The sequence below is a fragment of the Advenella faeciporci genome (genome assembly GCF_014652395.1).
Classification (GTDB): Bacteria; Pseudomonadota; Gammaproteobacteria; order Burkholderiales; family Burkholderiaceae_B; genus Advenella; species Advenella faeciporci.
On sequence record NZ_BMYS01000012.1, the window covers coordinates 24765 to 44885 of the forward strand.

18 protein-coding genes and 1 pseudogene are annotated in these 20121 nt (G+C 49.3%); 7 read left to right on the forward strand and 12 right to left on the reverse strand.

Annotation, left to right across the window (positions count from 1 at the left end; all coding sequences use genetic code 11):
• Positions 1–13: 13 nt before the first annotated feature.
• A complete protein-coding gene (locus tag IE074_RS09185) occupies positions 14–346 on the forward strand; it encodes a zinc ribbon domain-containing protein YjdM (RefSeq protein ID WP_189385175.1) in 333 nt (110 codons plus the stop codon).
• A 92-nt stretch (positions 347–438) separates the two neighbouring features.
• Here IE074_RS09185 and IE074_RS09190 read toward each other — a convergent pair whose 3' ends face one another.
• Genes IE074_RS09190 through IE074_RS09200 form a run of 3 tightly spaced genes read right to left on the reverse strand, consistent with a single transcriptional unit; the run spans position 439 to position 4311 of the window.
• Positions 439–1710 carry a solute carrier family 23 protein gene (locus IE074_RS09190; protein WP_189385176.1) on the reverse strand — a complete coding sequence of 424 codons (1272 nt, stop codon included), beginning with the start codon at positions 1708–1710 and terminating at the stop codon, positions 439–441.
• A 12-nt stretch (positions 1711–1722) separates the two neighbouring features.
• Complete coding sequence (locus tag IE074_RS09195; protein ID WP_229793965.1) at positions 1723–3369, reverse strand: acyl-CoA dehydrogenase family protein; 1647 nt, start codon at positions 3367–3369, stop codon at positions 1723–1725.
• A 51-nt stretch (positions 3370–3420) separates the two neighbouring features.
• Positions 3421–4311 (reverse strand): LysR family transcriptional regulator, encoded by an 891-nt coding sequence (locus tag IE074_RS09200; RefSeq protein WP_189385177.1) that lies wholly within the window; start codon positions 4309–4311, stop codon positions 3421–3423.
• 164 nt (positions 4312–4475) lie between these two features.
• Here IE074_RS09200 and IE074_RS09205 point away from each other — a divergent pair, with 164 nt between their 5' ends.
• From IE074_RS09205 to pcaD, 3 genes are all read left to right on the forward strand, one after another.
• Positions 4476–5468 carry a Bug family tripartite tricarboxylate transporter substrate binding protein gene (locus IE074_RS09205; protein WP_189385178.1) on the forward strand — a complete coding sequence of 331 codons (993 nt, stop codon included), beginning with the start codon at positions 4476–4478 and terminating at the stop codon, positions 5466–5468.
• Positions 5469–5511: 43 nt separating this feature from the next.
• Complete coding sequence (catC, locus tag IE074_RS09210) at positions 5512–5787, forward strand: muconolactone Delta-isomerase (RefSeq protein WP_169295421.1); 276 nt, start codon at positions 5512–5514, stop codon at positions 5785–5787.
• An 80-nt stretch (positions 5788–5867) separates the two neighbouring features.
• Positions 5868–6647 (forward strand): 3-oxoadipate enol-lactonase, encoded by a 780-nt coding sequence (gene pcaD / locus IE074_RS09215; RefSeq protein WP_189385179.1) that lies wholly within the window; start codon positions 5868–5870, stop codon positions 6645–6647.
• A gap of 152 nt (positions 6648–6799) precedes the next feature.
• On the opposite strand, the gene catA is transcribed toward pcaD, so the two are convergent.
• From catA to IE074_RS15115, 4 genes and pseudogenes are all read right to left on the reverse strand, one after another.
• A complete protein-coding gene (catA, locus tag IE074_RS09220; protein WP_189385180.1) occupies positions 6800–7705 on the reverse strand; it encodes a catechol 1,2-dioxygenase in 906 nt (301 codons plus the stop codon).
• Between the two features lie 63 nt (positions 7706–7768).
• Positions 7769–8917, reverse strand: a complete 1149-nt coding sequence (locus IE074_RS09225) for a muconate/chloromuconate family cycloisomerase (RefSeq protein WP_373297804.1) — start codon at positions 8915–8917, stop codon at positions 7769–7771.
• A gap of 171 nt (positions 8918–9088) precedes the next feature.
• Positions 9089–11629 carry a YadA family autotransporter adhesin gene (locus IE074_RS15065; protein WP_189385181.1) on the reverse strand — a complete coding sequence of 847 codons (2541 nt, stop codon included), beginning with the start codon at positions 11627–11629 and terminating at the stop codon, positions 9089–9091.
• 871 nt (positions 11630–12500) lie between these two features.
• Positions 12501–12638, reverse strand: a pseudogene (locus IE074_RS15115) (ESPR domain-containing protein); the annotation flags it as partial.
• A 785-nt stretch (positions 12639–13423) separates the two neighbouring features.
• On the opposite strand from IE074_RS15115, the gene IE074_RS09235 reads away from it, so the two are divergent.
• Positions 13424–14527, forward strand: coding sequence for a branched-chain amino acid aminotransferase (locus IE074_RS09235; protein WP_189385182.1), 1104 nt, complete (start codon positions 13424–13426; stop codon positions 14525–14527).
• Positions 14528–14587: 60 nt separating this feature from the next.
• Positions 14588–15130: an isochorismatase family protein gene (locus IE074_RS09240; RefSeq protein WP_189385183.1), complete on the forward strand. Its 543-nt coding sequence runs from the start codon at positions 14588–14590 to the stop codon at positions 15128–15130.
• 72 nt (positions 15131–15202) lie between these two features.
• On the opposite strand, the gene IE074_RS09245 is transcribed toward IE074_RS09240, so the two are convergent.
• The 3 genes from IE074_RS09245 to IE074_RS09255 form a co-directional block, all read right to left on the reverse strand.
• On the reverse strand, positions 15203–15610 hold the full coding sequence (locus tag IE074_RS09245) for an FKBP-type peptidyl-prolyl cis-trans isomerase (RefSeq protein ID WP_189385184.1): 408 nt from the start codon (positions 15608–15610) through the stop codon (positions 15203–15205).
• A 74-nt stretch (positions 15611–15684) separates the two neighbouring features.
• Positions 15685–16803, reverse strand: coding sequence for an alkene reductase (locus tag IE074_RS09250; protein ID WP_189385185.1), 1119 nt, complete (start codon positions 16801–16803; stop codon positions 15685–15687).
• Positions 16804–17033: 230 nt separating this feature from the next.
• On the reverse strand, positions 17034–17294 hold the full coding sequence (locus IE074_RS09255; RefSeq protein WP_189385186.1) for a hypothetical protein: 261 nt from the start codon (positions 17292–17294) through the stop codon (positions 17034–17036).
• 360 nt (positions 17295–17654) lie between these two features.
• Here IE074_RS09255 and IE074_RS09260 point away from each other — a divergent pair, with 360 nt between their 5' ends.
• On the forward strand, positions 17655–18005 hold the full coding sequence (locus IE074_RS09260; RefSeq protein ID WP_189385187.1) for a two pore domain potassium channel family protein: 351 nt from the start codon (positions 17655–17657) through the stop codon (positions 18003–18005).
• Between the two features lie 91 nt (positions 18006–18096).
• Here IE074_RS09260 and IE074_RS09265 read toward each other — a convergent pair whose 3' ends face one another.
• Both IE074_RS09265 and IE074_RS09270 read right to left on the reverse strand, forming a co-directional pair.
• A complete protein-coding gene (locus IE074_RS09265) occupies positions 18097–18906 on the reverse strand; it encodes a TlpA disulfide reductase family protein (protein ID WP_308429756.1) in 810 nt (269 codons plus the stop codon).
• Between the two features lie 345 nt (positions 18907–19251).
• Positions 19252–20112 carry an isocitrate lyase/PEP mutase family protein gene (locus IE074_RS09270; protein WP_189385188.1) on the reverse strand — a complete coding sequence of 287 codons (861 nt, stop codon included), beginning with the start codon at positions 20110–20112 and terminating at the stop codon, positions 19252–19254.
• Positions 20113–20121 lie beyond the last annotated feature (9 nt).

Sequence of the window (20121 nt, forward strand, 5' to 3'; positions counted from 1 at the left end):
AAGGAAACAATCAATGAGTTTTCCCCCCTGTCCACAATGCGCTTCAGAACTCGCCTATAACGATGGCATACAATGGGTTTGTCCCGAATGTGGGCACGAATGGCTTGAAGGCGAACAAACCCAGTCTGAAGAAGGGCGTGTGGTTAAAGACAGCAATGGTACCGTTTTGCAAGATGGCGACAGCGTTACCCTGATCAAGGACCTGAAAATCAAAGGTTCATCCCAGGTTATCAAACAAGGCACCAAGGTTAAAAACATCCGTATCGTGGAAGGCGACCATGATATTGCCTGTAAAATTGAGGGCACTAACATGATGCTGAAGTCCGAATTCCTGAAAAAAATTTAATGGCAGATATGCTTTGCCATGACCGGTGTTGCGGTAATGGCAAAGCATAAGCATCTGCTGGAGCCCGCTGCTGGCAGCAAAAACAGTAAAAACTAATGCTGACGGTTCAGGGTATGCTCCAGCAATAATACTGCGATACACCCCATGATAAAACCATTGCCTGCAATTGGCCGTGCCATGGCAGGAATCTGCTCTATCACCCCGGGTGGCAGAAAAGCAATCAGAATGGAAAGCATGACAGGGAAAGCAACGGTTACGCCACTGTAAAAATCAACAACGCCCTTTTCCCGGACCAGCATTTGCAACGATGCCGCCAGTTGTGCCGACATGACATATAACAAAGCCGCCCCCATGACAACTGGGGGTATCAAGGTCATGAAACCAATAATATCCGGCACCCATGCACATAGCACCAGCAGCAATCCTGCCAGCACCAGCGGATAACGCGAAGCACACTGGGTGGCGGCAATCACCCCCGGACTCATGGAGTAATCGATCTGGCCAATCACCCCGAAGAAACCGGCTGCCATATTACCCAGCCCGGTAATGCCCATTCCTTTTTTGCTGCGTTCGGGCATGTTGTGGGCCCCCAGCATGGCACCAACCCCCTGGATGGAACCCAACTCATTAATCATGAGGGCAATAAAACTGAAGAAAAATGCCAGCAGGGTTGGCGCATCAAACTCGGGCTGCCACACCAGTGAAGCTACAAACAAGGCTCCCGTTTCTGCCCAGGGCAGTACTGCAGGCAGCCCGCCTGGCCAGCCTGCAAAGCTAAAATAAGCCAAGGAACCCAGTACCAGACCCAGCAATACCACCATGGATTTCCAGACGCCCGCCAGCCACCTGTTACCCAGCAACATCATGACCGTTAACAAAACGGCAAATGCCAGATTGACTGCCCCTTGGCCGGTTTCTCCCATAGATAAACGCAAAATAAGCGGTGAGAGGGTAATAGCCACCAAAACCAGGATAACCACCACTACCCGGGTGGTAAAAATTTTCTGGACTTTACCCAACCCACCGCTAAAGGCCAATAAGGCAACGCAGGCACCCCCTATTCCTATGGCGGTATAAATGGCCGCCTCAGAACCGGTTCCCGCCACAACACCCAACAACAATACCGATGCAGGACCCACGATCAGGGGCAGTTTATGTCCCCACAATACCTGCACAAACATCACAAGACCGCATACGGCAAACAGTTTCTGCATATACATGATCTGGGCATAAACATCACGCCCTTGCAAAACCGCCACCACACTGCCAATAATAAGCAAAGAAGGTACCGCGATACTGAACCACTGCAACCCGTACATCAACATGGGAAATGCGCGGGGTTTATCATCGAGTTGGTACTTCATGAAATACGTCCTTCAAAAAACCACTGCCCTTTTCAGTATTTCCTGCGGGTCGGCATAAACATGCGACCCGACAATGCGCCCAGCCTGTGAAAACCGGCTTTGAATAAAGGCTTCGGCAACATATGAAGGCGCATAATGACACATCAGGGTGGCTTGCACCAGCAAAACCAGTTCCTGCACAACCTGCCGGGCGCAGTACTCAAGCTCACTGGCATTATTACGCAAACGCATCTTGAGCGTGTTGACCGCCTGGCTTAACAAAGCATGCATGCCTGCCTCGGTAGAAAGGTTGCCGAGCAAGAGCTCTCCCAACTCGGGTTCATTCCGTAACGCCCGCAATACATCCAGGCACATTACATTGCCTGAACCCTCCCAAATTGAGTTAACGGGCGCCTCACGCAGCAGGCGCGGCATGGGGCCATCTTCCACGTAACCATTACCGCCCCAGACTTCCATGCATTCGGCAACCGTTTCAACCGCCCGCTTGCACACCCAGAACTTGGCCGCTGGCGTCACAATGCGGGCATAGGCCCGGGACAAGCCGGAATGCCGGTTCTCCACCGCATGCGCAAGCCCCATGGACAACCACATGGCTGCCTCGCTTTCCAGCACAAGATCGCATAACACCATTTGCATTAAGGGCTGCTCGATCAGCAGCTTGCCAAAGACCTTTCTGTGGCTGGCATGGTGCACTGCCTGCACCACCGCCTGGCGCAACAGCGCGGCACTGCCCAGCACACAGTCAAGCCGGGTTTGAGCCACCATTTTGATAATGGCCTGTATACCCTGCCCCGGCTCACCAACGGGCAAGGCCCAGGCATCCTGCAGCAAGATTTCGGCACTGGCATTGGAACGGTTACCCATTTTGTCTTTAAGACCCTGTATGTGCACCCCGTTCAGACGCCCATCGGGGCACCAGCGCGGCACGTAAAAACAGCTTAACTCGCCTTTTAATTGCGCCAAGACCAGATGGGCATCGGAAAGTGGAGAGGAAAAGAACCATTTATGCCCATTCAGGCGATAAGTATTGCTTAGTTTGAACTGACCTGATGGTTCTGCGGTCGTGGTATTGGCACGCACATCGGACCCCCCCTGTTTTTCGGTCATGCCCATGCCAATCATCATGCCTTTCTTGCCATCCAGGGGCTGGTCGGACGCATCATACTCCCGACTGTACAAATGCGGTGCCAGTGTTTCAAACCAGGGTTCATGTTTCAAGGCAGGAATGGAGGCAAACGTCATGGTAACCGGACACAGGCTGCCCGCTTCGGTTTGACCATGCAAATAGAACAATGCCGCCCGCCTGACGTGAGCATTACTTTGCCAGGCATCAGCATGGACACCCTGTTGAAAAAGGCTTCGCAACAGCACATGCCAACTGTCATGAAAAGAAATGGGGTTGGTTTTATTGTCCTCGTGATTGATGATCCTAAGCCGGGGCGGATACTTATTGGCATTGACGGCGTGTTGCAATAAAGGTACGGACCCCATCAGGGCGCCATATTCATGGCAATCTTCCAATGCCCATGAAGCCCCCAGGGACTTAAGGGCTTCTTTCAAGGCCGGGTCACAGTCAAAAATATTGTAATTGCGCAAACCCGTTACTTGATTGTCTGAAATCTGATCATGCTGCATATCAACCTCCTTTGAAAACACCATTGGCATTTCCTGTTGATGACCGCCTCACTTCATTTCCTTTTGACTACCGCCTCACTTATATCCCATTGCCATTTTTTTAGCCAGCCCCACCACTTCTTTCAGAAACTCGGACTCATCATTTTTTCGCCAGCTCATCATAACCGGTGAGGTAAATCCGGTAGCCTGAAAATCAATATAAACCACGTCATCACGTAACAAACGCTTGACCGACTCGGGGACCAGGGAAACACCGATACCGGCGGCCACCAGGCCAATGGCCGTTTGCAACTCATTGACTTCCTGCACAACATTGGGTGTGTACCCATGTTGACTGAACAGATCCAGGACATGGTCAGCATAACTGGGACGGGGGGAAGCCGGATACACAATTAAGGATTCCTGCAAAATTTCATTAACCCCAATCCCTGACACACTGGCCAGCCGATGATGCCGGGGAACGGCCACCACGAGGGGCTCATCAAGCAGAACCAAACGTGCAATTTCAGGATCACTTAATTTGATACGCCCCATGCCAAGATCAATACGCCCCATTTTAAGGGCCTCAAACTGTTGCAAGGTAGTCATTTCGACCAGACCGATTTCCACCTTCGCATTCAGTTCCCTTAATTCACGGATAAAATCAGGCATGTACCCATAAAGCGTGGACGGCACAAACCCAACACCAAACCAGACTCGATCCTTTTTGCCAATCCGTTGCGTAGCCTTGATGGTTTCCTCCAGTTGTTGGGTCATTTTCTGGGTATGATCCATGAAATACTTGCCTGCGTCCGTAAGGCGAATGCCACGACCCTGGCGCTCAAACACCTTCACCCCCAGCTCTTCCTCTAACAGCTTGATCTGCCTGCTGAGCGGAGGCTGGGCGATATGCAAGAGCCTTGCCGCCCGAGTAAAACTAAGTTCCCGTGCAACACAATGAAAGTACCGAATTTGTCTTAACTCCATAACCCATACCTTTAAAGTATTGACACCTACAAATATAGTCTTAGACAGCAGAAAAAACTACAAGGATAATTAATTAGCCTATATTAAAACATATGACCATATCCAATTCAGGCATTCAACATGCATGGATATATTCCATACCTAAAATACCGGAGATTTCCCTGATGCCAAACCGCAACCGTTCATTTGTGGCTAAAAGAATATTAACGCTCGCCACTGCCGGCAGTTTGCTTGCCCTTTCCAATAGCGCGCTGGCCGCCTATCCCGAGCGCCCGATTTCCTGGATTGTTCCCTTCCCGCCCGGTGGTGCCATGGATGTTATTGCCCGCACGCTGGGTGAAGCCATGAGCCAGGAGCTGGGCCAGTCTATTGTGGTTGAAAACAAACCAGGTGCAGGCGGCAATATTGGCGCAGCGCAGGTTGCCAGCGCCAAACCCGATGGTTACACCATTATGATTGTTGCCAACGGCATGGCGGTCAATCCCTCGTTATACAAACAACTCACTTACGACCCTATCAAGGACTTTACCCCCATTTCCCTACTGGCCGCCGTTCCCAATATTCTGGTCACCCAGGCTACCCGCAATGACATCAATTCGGTCAAGGACGTGATTGATCAGACCAGAGAAAATCCGGGTAAATATACCTATGCCTCAGCCGGTGTGGGTACATCCATTCATCTGGCTGGCGCGCTGTTTACTTACCTGGGCAAACTGGACATGCTGCATGTCCCTTACCGTGGCAGCGGCCCGGCAGTTACGGATTTACTGGGTGGACAGGTGGATTACATGTTTGACAGCATTACCTCTGCCAAACCCCATATCGATGCAGGCAAACTCAAGGCACTGGCCATTACCACCGCCAAACGCTCTTCTACCCTGCCAGACTTGCCTACTGTTGCCGAAAGCGGGCTGGAAGGCTATGAACTGACCCCCTGGTTTGCCACTTTTGCACCGGCCGGCACGCCCGACGATATTATCCAGACCCTGAATAACGCCATGCTAAACGCCATGGACTCTGAAAAGGTCAAAACAACCTTTGCCACCATTGGTGCAGAAAAAATCGGCAGTACGCCTGACGAACTGAAAGCCTATCTGCAAGACGAAACCACCAAATGGCAAAAAATCATCAAGGAAACAGGAATTTCCGCAAACTGAGTAAAATGAATACTCGTGGATTATCTTTCTTAAAGGAACTCATATGCTTTACATGGTTGAAATGAACGTTAACATCCCTCACGATATGCCCGAGGAAGTTGCCAATGAAATCAAGGCAACAGAAAAGGCCTATTCACAGGAACTGCAACGCTCCGGCAAATGGGCTTACATCTGGCGCGTGGTGGGAGAGTATAAAAATGTCAGCATTTTTGATGTGGAAAGCAATGAAGAACTGCACACGCTTCTGTCTGGCCTGCCCCTGTTCCCGTACATGGATATCAAGGTAACGGCCCTATGCCGGCACCCTTCCGCTATCTAACACGCATACTTGCCACCCAAGCAATCTTGTAACAGCAAACCTGGTTTGCTGTTTTCTTTTTCAGCAACAGGATACATTCTATGAGCACCATCCAGATTAACAATGAAACCTTCAACTACCAGTTAAACGGCCCTGAAAACGCCCCGGTTCTGTTTTTTTCAAACTCCCTGGGCACCACCTACAGTATGTGGGCCAAACAGGTCGATTATTTCAGCAAAAACTATCGTGTCTTAAGCTACGATACCCGTGGACATGGTGAATCGGTTAAAAACAAAGGCCCTTATACGCTTGAGCAACTGGGCAATGATGTACTGCACATCACCCAGGCCCTGGGTATTGAAAAATTCAGTTTTTGCGGTATTTCAATGGGAGGCCTGATTGGCCAGTGGCTGGGCATTCACGCTCCTGAAAAGCTGGATAAACTGGTTGTGTGCAACACCGCTGCCAAAATCGGACAGGAAGCCGGCTGGAATGAGCGTGCCACCCTGGTTCGTTCAGAAGGCATGAATCCCGTTGCCAACGGTTCTGCCGGCCGCTGGTTTACCGAAGGCTTTGTACAGGCCAACCCGGTAATTGTTAATGAATTGATTGACGGCTTGCGCCAGACTGATGCAGAAGGCTATGCCTCATGTTGCGACGCATTGGCCAAGGCTGATTTACGTGAAAAAATCGCACTTATCAAAACGCCTACCCTGATTGTGGCAGGAGGCCATGATCCGGTAACCACCGTTGCCGATGCTGATGCGATGGCAGAAAAAATTGCCGGTTCAAGCCGGGTAGACCTGAATGCCTCACATCTGTCCAATATTGAAGCCAGTGAAGCGTTCAATCATGCCCTGGAGGCATTTCTAAAGGGATAATTCCTTGTATAAAGAGTGGATTATTCCCTGCTCTTATAACAATGCCGGCATACCTGTTAAATGGAATATGCCGGCATTGTTACAGAAAAAGAGCTTGTTCAAGCTGTTTTTATGGCAACCACCTTCCCAGCCATGCTGAAAAGGTGCAGACATTAAGCTTGTGCGCGAGCGCGGGTTACTTCAGTACCGATCAAATCCTTGCGATCAGCGTGCAGGTCAAAGTTGAATTCGATATGAGAGAATGGACCATTCATTTCATATTTCTTGATCACTTCAGGATCAGACTCTTTCTTGACCGCAGGAACCAATCCATCACGGGTTGCAAAAGCGAAGTCATCCCACAGGTATGGATCACCATCAATATTGATCTGGGTTGTCAGCTTGCGCTGGCCTTCAGCAGTCACAAAGAAGTGGATGTGTGCCGGACGATGACCGTGGCGACCCAGTTTTTTCAGGATCACATCGGTGGCGCCACCGGGAGGAACACTGTAACCAACCGGCAACACACTGCGGAAACAGTAACGGCCATTGTCATCGGTACGAATGCTGCGACGCAGGTTAAACGGCTCTTGTGATGGATCGAAGTGGGAATAATTGCCTAAATGGTTGGCATGCCATACTTCAACCAAAGCGTTTTTCAGCGGATTGCCTGCTTCATCACGCACCACACCTTCCATCACCAGCGGCTCGCCAATCTCACCATCCTTATCCAGGCGGGCAAATCCTACGGACTCTGGCGCGCCGGCCACATACAGGGGGCCTTCAATAGTACGTGGTGTACCACCGGTAATACCGGCAGCGGCCTCTTCCTCATCCAGACGGATATCAAGCAAACGCTCAAAACCCAGACCAGCTGCGATCAGGCCATATTCCTGACCACTGTTACCCAGGAAATTCAATGCAGTCCAGAACTCGCTGGGCGTAATATCAAAATCCTCGATCGTATTGAACAAATCGCTAATAATACGATTGATGATTGCTTTAATGCGCTCATCGGCAACGGGGGATTCTGTACCTTGCATTTGTGCCAGCAAAGCGGCAACTGACTCTTTACTCATAATGTCTCTTCCTTTTGCGAAGTGATTAAAAATTTCAATAAATATTTAACGCTTATCCAGCCGTTATTTTCGTGTGTAAAAACTCACCTTATCATCATCAAGACTGATACCCAGACCCGGACCAGTTGGAATTTTCAGGGTGAAATCGCTGTAATCCAGCGGCGTTGCCAGAATTTCATCTTTCAGCAAGAGCGGGCCAAACAGCTCGGTACCCCACTCCAGATTGTTTAAAGTCGAAAACAAATGGGCAGCCGCAATGGTTGCAATCGAACCCTCAAGCATCGTACCACCATACAAGGCGATATCAGCCGCCTGGGCAATACCAATCAAATCACGGGCATGCTGCAAGCCACCCGCCTGCTCAATCTTGATGGCAAACACATTGGCGCAGTGCTGTGATGCAAGCGTAAACCCGTCTTCCGGTCCTTTCAGGGATTCATCGGCCATAATTGGCACAATGCCCAGCGCTGTCAAACGCTGCATGCCTGCCAGGTTTTTCTCATGAATGGGCTGTTCTACCAACTCTACACCAACATCCGCCAAGGCACGAAGATTTTGTACCGTCTGGGTTTCAGACCAACCCTGATTTATATCAACACGAATGCTGACATCATCACCCACGGCCTTCCTGATGGCGGCGATATGCTTGATATCGTCTTTGGGCGAGCGCATGCCAATTTTAAGCTTGAATATATTGTGCCGGCGTGTTTCCAGCATCTGCTCTGCTTCAGCTATATCTTTTTGCGTATCGCCACTGGCCAGTGTCCAGGCCACGCCAATTTCATTAGCCACCACCCCACCAAACAGGGCATTAAGGGGAACGCCAAGACGTTTGGCATAGGCATCATATAAAGCCGTTTCTATTGCACACTTGGCAAAACGATTATCTTTAATGGTTTTATTGATTAATTTGCGCAACGCAGCCAGTTTAGTGGCTGATTGTCCAATAATGAGTGGCGCAAAATAACTGTCAATATTGGTCTTGATGCTTTCGGGGCTTTCGCCGCCATAATTCAAGCCACCAATCGTTGTTGCCTCTCCAATACCTTCAATGCCATCAGAAGTCTTGATGCGCACCAGCACTATGCTTTGGCAATGCATGGTTGCCACAGACATTTTGTGTGGCCTGATAGTGGGAATATCCAAAATCCGGGTATTAACTTCAACAATTGTCGCGTCCATCTTGTCCTCTGATGCAATACTTCTTTTCATAAATATTTCAAGAGTATATAAGCACTAGCCTGATGGGTCTAATACGGAATTTATTGCAACTCATACCAAAAAGGTATAGGTTTACATAGATAAAAAACCGCTATTCCGTGTAAGGAATAGCGGTTTTTACTGTATGACAACGAGGGCTAAGACCAAAGCCCTACCTTGGTATTACCACTGATAACCCGCGCCAATGGTTGCTCCCATTTGGCCGCGTGAAGAGCCGGCCACGCTGCCTTTAATAACCCACTTACCGTTTTCGGTAACCGTAGATGCGCCAAGAGCATAACCAGACTCAGAGGCATAAACACCACCAGCCATGGAAACCATGCTCTTGCCTGGCAGATAAGCCTGCGGTAAACCTGCAACCGCCATGGCAGTTGCGGCACCGGCGTCAGCGCGTTTTTCAACACGGCGGACATCACCCCGCAAGGCTGAGATGTCGTTGCGCACTTCGGTTAAGTCAGCAGGTGTCGCGCCCTGAACCATACGGGTAACCTGATCCAGGTTCACTGCATCGGTTCCGTCAACCGCTTCAGCAACACCGGTCAGGCGACGGGCTTCACCACTTTCATTCCTGAAGTTAACCTCATTGCCACCTGTAGATTTACCGACAGTAATAGCTGCATTGGGACTTGCCTGCTGAACCAGACCAATCTTGCCATCATTAACCTGATTATATAGATTGGTTACGGAATTACTGACGCTGTTAAAAGCATCTCCAACATTAGTGTAGTTATTGTTAACAATACCACCTTGAGTAATCTCATTGATATTGTAGGTGGTGCCAGTAATGGAACCATCAATATTAACTACTGTATTTCCACCCAGCGCATCGGCAATGGATTGATTGGTCGCATGCAATTGAGCACCGTTGATAGCATCGGTACTTGTTGCATTAACTGCACCCGCTGCCACGCCAGTCAACTTACGGGCCTGGCTGTCTTTATTCTGAAAGTTCACCACACTGCCATCGGTATCTTTACCGACAGTAATATCTCTTGAAACAGTATCTTGCTGTACCAGATTATTGCCACCTACACCGTTATTTTCAAGGTCGGTAACACGAGTATCTAGGTAATACAAGGCACTTCCCACATCAGTAAATGACTGACTGGCATCAGAGAAACCATTGTAAGTGGGGCCGGTCACTGTACCGTTTAGCGCGATGTTGGCACCACCACCCAATGCATTAATAACTGGTGTCAATTGTCCAACGGTAGCGGCATCACTGCCTTTAGTGCCATTTGCAACATTAGTGATACGACGCTCATTACCCACTGAACCGACTGAAACGGTATTGGCTTCGTTGGCAACAGAGCCTGTACCCAGGGCAACAGCATTTGTTGCTGTCGCTTGAGCAAGCGCACCGATTGCCACAGAGTTATTGACTGTCGCCAGAGCACCTAAACCTAAAGCGGTAGAACCCTCTCCCGCGGCAGAAGCACCAGAGCCTATAGCAGTAGCGCCAGCCTTTGCCGCAGAAGCGGCACCACCCAAGGCCACAGTAGCCTCAGCCGTAGCCGCTGCGCCTGTACCCAAAGCGGTCGTTAATGCACCACTGGCCTTGGCTCCATCACCAATCGCCATGGCGCCTGCACCATTAGCGGTAGCAATAGCACCGGTACCCAAACCGTTTATTTCTCCACCACCAATTGCAATTTCACCAACAACCGGAGCCGGGATTGGTGTGCCTGGGTTTGGTGCAGCAGCAGGCTGCACCAAACCTAAAATATTACCGTCAGATTGCAACAATGCCAGGTCCAGTGGCTGTTTGCCCTGCAATGCCAACGACAAATCATCAACCAGATCCAGATGCAGATTTTGTGGCAACTCGATACCCAGGTTGCTTGTAACACCATTAACAACGCCTACAACCGGATTAACAACCGGAGCCAAGGCACCCAACAGGGAGTTAAGCAGGCCTTCAACCGGTTTCAAAACAGGTGTCAACACACCGTCAAGTGTGTTGCCGAGCTGGTTTTGGGGTAAGGTAATACCAGTAGCCAAATCAAGCACATTGCCTGAACCACCTTGAGCGCCACCACCCAGTAAACCACCAAGCAGGCCACCGCCCTGGCCACCGCCCAGCAAGCCGTCCAACAGACCACCAGAGGACTGACCGCCACCCAGCAAACCGCCTAACAAACCGCCAGAACCAGTAGTACCGGTACTTCCGGTCAAACCGCCAACCAGACCAAGGACGGGATCCAATGGGCCACCTTGGCCACCACCGGTCAAGCCTCCAGTCAGGCCACTTAACAAACCATTAACGGTACCCACCACAGGGGTCAGTGCACCCTGAGCGCCAACCAGGCCATTTACCAAACCACCAACAGGTGCCAACGGGCCACTGGCGGAAGTCAAATCGTTAACCAGGCCGGTAACAGGCGCCAACGCACCGGTTTGTGGATCGACCAGACCGTTGACCAGGCCACCGACTGGAGCCAGGGCAGTATTGTCGACCAGTCGATCAACTGTTCCCTGTACATCGGTAATCGCACCAGCACCCGCACTGCCGCCACCCACCAAACCACCATTGCCACCCGTCAAACCACCGACCAGACCCAGAACAGGATCAAGCAAACCACCGGTGCCTGTACCGGATTGACCACCGGTTAAACCACCCACCAAACCCAGAACTGGATCCAATGGACCGCCTTGGGCACCACCGGTCAAACCACCGGTTACGCCACTTAATAAACCATTCACAGTACTCACAACAGGAGTGAGTGCACCCTGATCGCCNATCGACCAATCGGTCAACTGTTCCCTGTACATCGGTAATCGCACCAGTACCCGCACTGCCGCCACCCAGCAAACCACCATTGCCACCCGTCAAACCACCGACCAGACCCAGAACAGGATCAAGCAAACCACCGGTGCCTGTACCGGATTGACCACCGGTTAAACCACCCACCAAACCCAGAACTGGATCCAATGGACCGCCTTGGGCACCACCGGTCAAACCACCGGTTACGCCACTTAATAAACCATTCACAGTACTCACAACAGGAGTGAGTGCACCCTGATCGCCAACCAGGCCATTTACCAAACCACCGACAGGTGCCAACGGGCCACTGGCGGAAGTCAAATCGTTAACCAGACCGGTAACAGGCGCCAACGCACCGGCTTGTGGATCGACCAGACCGTTGACCAGGCCACCGACTGGAGCCAGGGCAGTATTGTCGACCAGTCGGTCAACTGTTCCCTGTACATCGGTAATCGCACCAGCACCCGCACTGCCGCCACCCAGCAAACCACCATTGCCACCCGTCAAACCACCGACCAGACCCAGAACAGGATCAAGCAAACCACCGGTGCCTGTACTGGATTGACCACCGGTTAAACCACCCACCAAACCCAGAACTGGATCAAGCACACCACCAAGCAAATTGGTTGCTGTTGAACCTTGTGAACCGGTTAACCCACCAAGAATGCCCATTACAGGTGACAAAGCGGCAGTGGTGGACAGATTGGAAAGATTATTGAGGCCTGAATTTACCTGGGCATTGGCTACTCCGCCGGTTAGGCAAAAACCCAAAATACCGGCCGCCACTGTTTTGAAAAGAATACTGCCACTGCGTTTTCCTTTGGTTTTTGTTTTTTCAGATACGGCAACGTAGGCGCCTGTATGTTCATTCCAAACAGACTTGTAGATATGGTTCATTTGTAGCGCTCTCCAAACAATATATAGAAGTACCGCATCTCTACTCATCATCTTTTGATTGCTTAACAAATAATTGGGTTGCTACAGCAAAAACAGAAAACAAACTTAATGCGGCTAATATTAAAAATAGAAAAACATGTAACTTTTGGGGAGAACAATAACACCAGATGATTACTTTAGAAACATTCTTACTCCTCATTTAAATTTCATTTATTTTTATTTATATCAAAAATATATTTAATTATTGCAAATATATTTTTAATAATTAATTTTTTAAAAATCATAAAAGTAACAATTTAATTCAATAAAAATCAAATTATTTAATTAACGAACGTAATCAATCCCTTATTTTGACTGTATCTACAAAAAATTTATTCTCATAAAGCCTAAATAATGGAAGCGATTTATTACATAAAGCGCAGGTTGCAAGTTTTATTTCTTACATGAATTTGTAAATTATTGTAATAGTGTTGTTTTGATACATTTGTTTTCGTTTTATTAATCAAATCCAACATCTTATTAAAATATCTTAATACAGGAAAATTACCATTTTTCATTTTAAAAACAGTATGTTCAGGTATAAATGCAACATTCTCCCAGACGAAAAACCTGTCAATAGGGAATCCTCCGGCACGCAAGAGAAAATTAAAAATGAAACAGGGTTATGACAATAATTTTCATACTTGCCACAAGCGCATGATTGAGTTTGAGCATGGCTGCATATATTGCTTGTCGTCAGTCATTTACCCCCTATAATTAACGTTGTTATCATTTTGTCATACACGGCGGGAACAAATTCTGCCACCTGACCCATTTATACAAAAGCCTCATTCATCATGAACACTACTTCCGCAAATCAAGTTGAATTTACAATTAACCGCAATGCCAATCCACTACCCGAGGCAGAGCGTAATGCCATTTTACAAAATCCGGGTTTTGGCAAATATTTTACCGACCACATGGCAACCATTGACTGGACCCGCGAGCAAGGATGGCACGATGCCCGTATTGTTCCTTATGGTCCTTTACAACTGGATCCGGCCGCTTCCGTACTTCATTACGCGCAAGAAATCTTTGAAGGCTTAAAAGCCTATCGTCACGCAGATGGATCTGTCTGGACTTTCCGCCCTGAAGCCAACGCCCTGCGTTTTCAATTGTCTGCCCGGCGCCTGGCTCTGCCCGAGCTGCCTGTAGACCTGTTCATTGAGTCACTGAAACAACTGATTAGCGTAGACAAGGCCTGGGTGCCCAGCGCCCCTGAAACCAGTGCCTATATCCGCCCGTTCATGATTGCCAACGAAAGCTTCCTGGGAGTCCGCTCTGCAGAACGCGCCGCCTATCATGTGATTGTCAGCCCTGCCGGTTCCTATTTTGCCAAGGGCATGCAGCCCATTTCCATCTGGCTGGCCTCCGAATTTTCCCGTGCCGGCAAAGGTGGCACCGGCGAGGCCAAATGTGGTGGCAACTACGCCGCCTCTTTGCTGCCACAACAAGAAGCCTATGCCAATGGCTGTTCACAGGTACTTTTCCTGGACGCCGAAGAGCACACTTACCTTGAAGAACTGGGCGGCATGAATATCTTCCTGGTCCGCAAAGACGGTACGCTTATCACCCCCAAACCCTCTGGCAGCATTCTTAAAGGCATTACCCGTGCCAGCCTGATTCAGCTGGCCGAAGACATGGGCCTGAAAGTGGAAGAGCGCAAGGTGGCATTGCAAGAATGGCGTGATGGCATCAATTCGGGTGAAATTACAGAGGCATTCGCTTGCGGCACTGCTGCTGTTATCGCTCCTATCAGTGCCCTGAAAAGCAAAGATTTCATTATTGGTGATGAAAACGCCCCAGCCGGAAAAGTAACTGTTGCCTTACGCAATAAATTAACCGGCATCCAATATGGGCTGGAAGAAGATACCCATGGCTGGCTAACCCGCCTGGCATAAGGTAATGTTGTAATACCCGTCCGGAATGAAAAGCGGCCCCCCTTTCATCAAGGAGATCTCATGCGAATCAAGGCGTCAGAATCATTATTATTGGTTATTGATATTCAAAGCCGCATGTTGCCCGCAATTAATCAAGGCCAAGAGGTACTTGCCCAGGCCATCTGGATGGTTGATGTCGCCCAAGCCATTGGCATACCTGTTCTGGCAACAGAACAATACCCCAAGGGTTTGGGGCACACCGACTCAAACTTGCTTTCGCGCATACCCGAACAGCTTATAATGGAAAAAATCCATTTTTCAGCCGTTATTGGTGAAAATTTACTGAACATACCTTTTTCCGAACGCCGGCAATGGGTTATTGTTGGCACTGAAGCGCATGTATGCGTGCAGCAAACCGCCCTGGATCTGCTGGCTAACGGCCGCGAGGTTTTTATTGTGGATGAAGCGGTTGGCTCACGTCATCCACGGGATAAAGCACTGGCCCTGCAACGCCTGCAACAAAATGGTGCAGAAATCGTATCACGGGAAATGGTGGCCTTCGAATGGCTGGAAGAAGCCAACACGCCCCTGTTCCGGGACGTGCTGAAGCGCTTTATCCGTTAACATCCCGACTGCCTGCTTTACCTTACGCTTAAAGCAAACAGTCTTGCCTAAACATGCTTTTCCCTATCGAACTTAATTGACCTTAAGCAACTCGACCTCAAATTTCAAATCGCTGTTAGGAGGAATGGCATTACCGGCGCCACGCTCGCCATAGGCCGAACGTGAGGGACAAAACAATACCGCAGAACCCCCCTCTTTCATTTTTTGCAAACCTTCGGTCCAACAGGGGATAACCCGGCTTAAGGGAAACGAAATGGGTTCGTTGCGTTTGTAGGAAGAATCAAATTCAGTGCCATCAAGCAGAGTGCCACGGTAATGAACCTTAACGGTATCAGCAGGCTTGGGACTGGCACCATTGCCCAACTTGGTGTGTTCCACCCTGACACCGTTTGACAGCGTATCAACTGCAACCGCTTGCGCTATGGCAGCACTGCTGCCCAATAAAGTGATGATAGTAAATGTAATAAGAGATTTTTTCATGCAATGGCCTGTAAATTTTTTATTGAGAAAAATAACACGCTATTCTTGCCCCGCTGTTTCGGAAATGGCAAGCTTTAATTGGTCACCTGATCAACAACTTCCTGATATTCAGGGTAATCGGTATAGCCTTCCTGACCGCCCCCATAAAAGGTGGCAGGATCAAAAGACGTCAGGGGCCAATCGTTTTTCAGCCGCTCTACCAAGTCTGGATTGGAGATGAATGGACGGCCAAAAGCAACCAGATCAGTCAGGCCTTCCTGCAAGTCTCTTTGGCCTTCTTCCTTGGTGTATTCACCCGCCAGGATCAAAGTGCCGGCATAAGCTTTCCTGAATTTTTCAAGGAAGTCCTTCCCATGAGGGTTATTAATGATGGCCTTGCGGTTACTGATATGAACATATGCCAGATTTCTGCTTGAAAGCAGGCGGGCCAATTCAAGCCAGGTTTGCGCCTCACCTTCAAACGCGGGCATATCGAAAATCCGGTTAAAAGGTGACAGACGAATACCAACCCGCTGCCTGCCAATTTTGGCTACTACTGCATCAACCACTTCCAGCACAAAGGCCAAACGGCCCTCAGCCGTGTTACCCCCATAACGGTCCTCACGGGTATTGATGCCCGCATTGATGAATTGCTCAATCAAATAACCATTGGCACCATGAATTTCCACCCCGTCGAACCCGGCCTCAAGCGCATTGGCGGCCGCCTTGGCAAAATCCTGAACAACCCCCTCCACCTCTTCGGTAGACAAGGCACGGGGCTGGCTGGCCTGAATCCTGGCAGGGTTGCCATTTTCATCATAAGCAAACGCAGTGGCATTTTCTGCCGTTTTATTGCTTGCCCCAACCGGCGCAGCGCCATTTTCCTGCAAAGTAACATGAGAGATGCGCCCTACATGCCAAAGCTGACTGAAAATTTTTCCTCCCTTTTCATGCACTGCACCCGTTACTTTCTTCCAACCCTCAATTTGCTCAGCGCTATGCATGCCAGGCGTAAACAAATACCCCACACCCTGATGGGAAATTTGTGAACCCTCGGTAATAATAAGGCCTGCACTGGCTCTTTGCTGGTAATAAAGGGCGGTTTGCTCATTGGCAACCGTATTAACGGCTCTGGAGCGCGTCATGGGTGCCATCACAATACGATTATTCATATGCAATCCGGCCAAATCATAGCCCGAAAAAAGATCGCTCATTGATTAAATTCCATTCAAATATTTAGAAAAAAGGCCCGGTTTTGTAAGCCTTGAAGGCATCCAATACACCTGACCGATAGAGCTAGACTACCATTTCTGCCAATATAAAATACCGAAATCGAGAAACTCACCCTGCCAACACCCTGCAAGACCCTGAATTTCCCGAATTCGGCAACATTGTCAGTCTGGATTATTATCTGAAACATGCATGACCCTGACTGACCTGACCACTAGTAAGAATAGAATGAATATGGGTTAACCCTATTATAATCAACCAATTCCTGCATAACGACTTCACGGGCTACTCCACTGTTAATCAAAATCCTGGGATAGTCGGAATCTGTACGGCTGATCTGCTCAACTTTTTGCCCTATATAAGGGCTGGCCGCATTAGGCACAAATGGATAACCAGACTCCCTAAGCCCATCAGCATATGCCACACCTGCTGCCATGCTTGATGCGAGTAGCACTACTTTAACAAAGTTTTTCATGACCGCAACTCCATATAGTTACAAGAACTGAAGCTTGATGGCTGATCATTGATTAACTATTTGTTTAATATACAATCAGCCACTTGGTTAGATTGATCCCAACCCCCATGCGTTCCCGACAGAATTATTATTTTTATAAATAAAATCATACAGTTATAACAAAATAATTTAATGGAATCCATTTCAATTATGGCTTGATTACTATAACAAAGCCCGTCTTTCCCTACCGCTGGCATCGGAACATCCATTAAGCCTTAATGGTGCGATGGTTTGACAGATTCAGATACGATCAGTAAGATCACAGCCATTACAAGCCCGAATGAAACGGCCAAAGCGCTTGTATTCTATGGTTTCAGCATAATGTACGAATCAAAAAAACAACCCTTATTACCGGCACGACATTTCAGATATCGCCTGCTTGCCCATGTTTTTTATGCGCTTATTGTCCTGGTGGTCACGATGGCCATTGGCGTGATAGCCCATCTTATACTGGAGCCAATAAACTGGCATGATGCCTTGCTTAACACGGCCCTTATTATTGGCGGCTTAGGCCCGTACATTTTGCCCGAAAGCGTTGCTGGAAAGGTCTTCTTTGCGCTCTACAGCATGTGTGTCGGATTGGTTTTTATAGGAACGCTGGGTATCATTCTGGCGCCACTGGCCCACCGTATTATTCATAAATTTCATCTGGATGATGACCAAAACCTTTAGCGGGACTACAAATTCTTCCGTCTGGCTGCCCGGCTGCCCCAGGCCTTTAAGACAGCGCTATATTCTCAAATATTGAACTGCAATCAAAAACTCAATCAAAGTACTGAGCTATTTTGCTTTTCAGGCCAGCCGCGGTTATTTCACCCATATGCACACCCTGCAACTGCCTTTGTGCATCAAAAAACAGAGTTGTTGGCAAGCCCCTGGCTCGCACCTGATGCATCACCCCAGAAGCCGGATCCAGCAAAACATTGTTTAACATCAATTGCTCTGCCTGAAGAAAATCCTGGACCTTTTTCAGGCTTTCACCCTGATTGACCATGACAAACGCAATATCAGGGAATTGTTCCTGGGCCTGCTCAAAAGCAGGCATTTCACGACGGCATGGCGGACACCAGCTCGCCCACAAATTAAGCACAACCGGCTTCCCGCGATATGCACTTAAAGAAACCGGCTGTTGATCAAATGTTGCCAATTGTACATCTGGAAAATCTATTGATGACCGCTGCATCATGCCAAGCCAGTGGTTGGAGGCAAACCATATCAAGATGCCGGCGGCAAGCCCCATCAGAACCGGTTGGCGCACGATACGTATTTTCCTGGTGCGCCACAAAACATAGACAATGGCCACCGGAAATCCCGCCCACCACAGGTAACCGCCATCACTAACCGCAAGCATCGACAGTGGCTTCTGGAGATATTCGTCCCGCCATTGGATAATATGTGCCACCCGGGCCGCAACAAAGCCCCAGAATACGGCATCAAGCAACAACCCACCGGCCGCCTTGCGTTTATCATTTTTCGGATATTTCGCCAGAAACCGGGCTATTGACCATGCCAGCAACAGGACAATTGCCAGCAAAACAAGCTTGATTGAAAAAGGACCTACACCAATCACCATCCACCTACAACATATAATTTAAGCATTCGTAGTTTATCCCTGCACAGTTTATATATATCATTTAATAATCAATTTGCAAACTTATGCTAAAACTCTCATTCCTGCTGATCGGCTGACTTGAACCTGGATCACTACTGTTCTTTAGGGAAAAGCGCAATGGATTAAGATCATAGAACAGACGCCAATGCAAACTTTGCTGGAGGGTAAAGCGGTTTGGGATTCAAAGAATCTGAGATAAGAAGCGCGCCCCGGTCGGCCACCAGACAGGTGACCGATATCAAGGGCGGCTATTTGAAGAGGCTATGGAGAACGCAAAGAGACGCTGGACAACAAGCCAGGTCTTGTTCAGGAGTAGCGGCGTTCCAGCTCGTCCCATTCAGGCTTGCTCACCAGGCGCTGCCTTTCAGCAAACGTCGCAACCAGCCCGCTGGACTCTTGCACTTCCTTCTCGTCGCGCAACACCGTCAGGGCTTTCTGCATGCCGGTAACGGCGCCCTGCAAGGCCGCATTGGCATACAGCACGATGCCAAAGCCCAGCTCGGCCAGCTGATCGGCATTGAAAATAGGCGTGCGGCCACCAATCACCATGTTCATCAACTGCGGCTTGGCAAGACGCTGGGGAAGCGCGCGCACTTGCTCGGCTTCTGTGACAGCTTCCACAAACAGAATGTCGGCACCGGCTTCAGCGAATTTCTGGGCACGCTCGATCGCCGCCTCAAAACCATGGGTGGCTGCCGCATCGGTACGCGCCATAATCAAGAAGTCAGGATCGTGACGTGCGTCGACCGCCGCCTTGATCTTGCTGACCGCTTCTTCGGTTGAAATCACCTCTTTGCCTGAGAAATGACCGCAACGCTTGGGCGCAACCTGATCTTCCAACTGAATGCAGTCGGCACCGGCACGCTCAAGAACCCGGACAGTGTGACGAACATTCAGGGCATTGCCAAACCCGGTATCAGCATCGACAATCAGTGGCACATCTACTGCATCACGGATTCTGGCGGTATGCTCGGCGATTTCATGTAAACCCATAAAACCCTGATCAGGCATGCCAAACCACATATTGGTTACACCCGCACCCGTCACATAAATGGCCTGAAAGCCAAGATCGGCAATCACTTTGGCCGACAAAGCATTAAATGCACCGGGAACGATAATACCCTGGCGCGCTTCAACGAGTGATCTGAGTTGCTTTCTTGTCGACATGCAATAAAT

Bases quoted from the DNA above. Each gene is read 5' to 3' on its own strand.
- IE074_RS09185 (WP_189385175.1), top strand. From the start codon at position 14: ATGAGTTTTCCCCCCTGTCCACAATGCGCTTCAGAACTCGCCTATAAC.
- IE074_RS09190 (WP_189385176.1), bottom strand. From the start codon at position 1,710: ATGAAGTACCAACTCGATGATAAACCCCGCGCATTTCCCATGTTGATG.
- IE074_RS09195 (WP_229793965.1), bottom strand. From the start codon at position 3,369: ATGGTGTTTTCAAAGGAGGTTGATATGCAGCATGATCAGATTTCAGAC.
- IE074_RS09200 (WP_189385177.1), bottom strand. From the start codon at position 4,311: ATGGAGTTAAGACAAATTCGGTACTTTCATTGTGTTGCACGGGAACTT.
- IE074_RS09205 (WP_189385178.1), top strand. From the start codon at position 4,476: ATGCCAAACCGCAACCGTTCATTTGTGGCTAAAAGAATATTAACGCTC.
- catC (WP_169295421.1), top strand. From the start codon at position 5,512: ATGCTTTACATGGTTGAAATGAACGTTAACATCCCTCACGATATGCCC.
- pcaD (WP_189385179.1), top strand. From the start codon at position 5,868: ATGAGCACCATCCAGATTAACAATGAAACCTTCAACTACCAGTTAAAC.
- catA (WP_189385180.1), bottom strand. From the start codon at position 7,705: ATGAGTAAAGAGTCAGTTGCCGCTTTGCTGGCACAAATGCAAGGTACA.
- IE074_RS09225 (WP_373297804.1), bottom strand. From the start codon at position 8,917: ATGAAAAGAAGTATTGCATCAGAGGACAAGATGGACGCGACAATTGTT.
- IE074_RS09235 (WP_189385182.1), top strand. From the start codon at position 13,424: ATGAACACTACTTCCGCAAATCAAGTTGAATTTACAATTAACCGCAAT.
- IE074_RS09240 (WP_189385183.1), top strand. From the start codon at position 14,588: ATGCGAATCAAGGCGTCAGAATCATTATTATTGGTTATTGATATTCAA.
- IE074_RS09245 (WP_189385184.1), bottom strand. From the start codon at position 15,610: ATGAAAAAATCTCTTATTACATTTACTATCATCACTTTATTGGGCAGC.
- IE074_RS09250 (WP_189385185.1), bottom strand. From the start codon at position 16,803: ATGAGCGATCTTTTTTCGGGCTATGATTTGGCCGGATTGCATATGAAT.
- IE074_RS09255 (WP_189385186.1), bottom strand. From the start codon at position 17,294: ATGAAAAACTTTGTTAAAGTAGTGCTACTCGCATCAAGCATGGCAGCA.
- IE074_RS09260 (WP_189385187.1), top strand. From the start codon at position 17,655: ATGTACGAATCAAAAAAACAACCCTTATTACCGGCACGACATTTCAGA.
- IE074_RS09265 (WP_308429756.1), bottom strand. From the start codon at position 18,906: ATGGTGATTGGTGTAGGTCCTTTTTCAATCAAGCTTGTTTTGCTGGCA.
- IE074_RS09270 (WP_189385188.1), bottom strand. From the start codon at position 20,112: ATGTCGACAAGAAAGCAACTCAGATCACTCGTTGAAGCGCGCCAGGGT.